The following is a 1,447-nucleotide window of genomic DNA, read 5'->3' as shown; positions in this document are numbered from 1 at the left end:
AAAATTATAAAAAATTATTTTATTTACATTTAATTCACTCAAAATAAAATATTTTTATAAATTTTAATTTTAATTATTTAAGAAATAATGTTTTAAATTTTAATTATTTAAAAAAAATAAAGTTTTAAATTTTATTATTTAAGAAATTAATGTTTTAAATTTTATTATTTAAAAAAATAAAGTTTTAAATTTTAATTATTTAAAAAAAATAAAGTTTTAATTTTAATTTTCATTCTTAAATTTTATTTTTTATTTTAATTTTTAATTAGATGGTTTTTAAAAAATTATTTTAATTTTTAGAGGGAAAATATGTCTAATGTTACAGATGTTTTAAAAGAATATTCTAAAGATGTTGTTGCTACTATTGAAGAAAACTTAGGTGTTATTGAACCACAAGAATTACAAGACGCTTCAATTTATTTAACCAAAGCTGGAGGTAAGATGCTTAGACCAGCTTTAACATTAATATCTGCTGAAGCTGTTGGGGGAAATAAGGAGGATGCCTTAAAAACAGCAGCTGCAATAGAACTTATTCACACTTTTTCACTTATCCACGATGACATCATGGATGATGACGATATGAGAAGAGGTATGCCTTCAGTACATAAGGTATGGGATGAACCATTAGCTATTTTGGCTGGAGATACCTTGTTTTCAAAAGCCTTTGAAATGGTTATTTTATCCAAGGATGATAATGCAGAACCTGAACATGTAGCTAATGCATTGGCTACCGTAGCAGATGCCTGTGTTAAAATCTGTGAAGGTCAAGCTTCCGACATGAGTTTTGAAGGTAATTTTGATGTTACTGAAGAGGAATATTCCAAAATGATCTATAAGAAAACAGGTGCTTTGATTGCTGCTGCAACCAAGGCTGGTGCAATCATGGGCGGTGCAGATGAGGAAACCGTTACAGCGCTTTATGAATATGGTCGTATGATTGGAATCGCTTTCCAGATTCAAGATGATTACTTAGATGTAATCAGTGATGAGGCTGATTTGGGAAAGCCTGTCGGCAGTGATATTGCTAAAGGTAAAATGACTCTTATGGTTGTTAAGGCTTTGGCTGAATCTGAAGGAGAAGACAACGAAAGATTACTTGAAATTTTAAAAGAAGAGGATTCCTCTCAAGAGAATGTTAATGAGGCTATTGACTTATTCAATAAATATGGATCTATTGAATATGCTCATAATTTAGCACTTGAAAACATTGAAGGAGCTAAAAAGGCTATTGACATACTTGAAGATTCTGAAGCTAAAGACATGTTGATTGCTTTGGCTGACTTTGTAATAGACAGATCTTCTTAAGTTTATGACTTTGTCATAAATTTTTATTTTTATTTTTATTTCATTTTAATTTCTATTTCATTTTTATTTTAATTTTAATTTTTAATTTTAATTTTTTTTCAGATCGGAAGAGCACACGTCTGAACTCCAGTCACGATCAGAT

Annotated in this window: 1 protein-coding gene; it reads left to right on the top strand. The window is 28.8% G+C overall.

Features of this window, described 5'->3' with window-relative positions; translation table 11 throughout:
• Positions 1-309: 309 nt before the first annotated feature.
• Positions 310-1,305 (top strand): short chain isoprenyl diphosphate synthase IdsA, encoded by a 996-nt coding sequence (idsA, locus tag Q0138_RS08575; RefSeq protein WP_297983432.1) that lies wholly within the window; start codon positions 310-312, stop codon positions 1,303-1,305.
• The last annotated feature ends 142 nt before the right edge of the window (positions 1,306-1,447 follow it).

This window comes from uncultured Methanobrevibacter sp., assembly GCF_937906425.1.
In the GTDB taxonomy this organism is placed as follows: domain Archaea; phylum Methanobacteriota; class Methanobacteria; order Methanobacteriales; family Methanobacteriaceae; genus Methanobrevibacter.
The sequence above is the reverse complement of the archived record's forward strand: the minus strand, read 5'-3'. Positions and strand labels throughout refer to the sequence as shown.

Bases quoted from the DNA above. Each gene is read 5' to 3' on its own strand.
- idsA (WP_297983432.1), top strand. From the start codon at position 310: ATGTCTAATGTTACAGATGTTTTAAAAGAATATTCTAAAGATGTTGTT.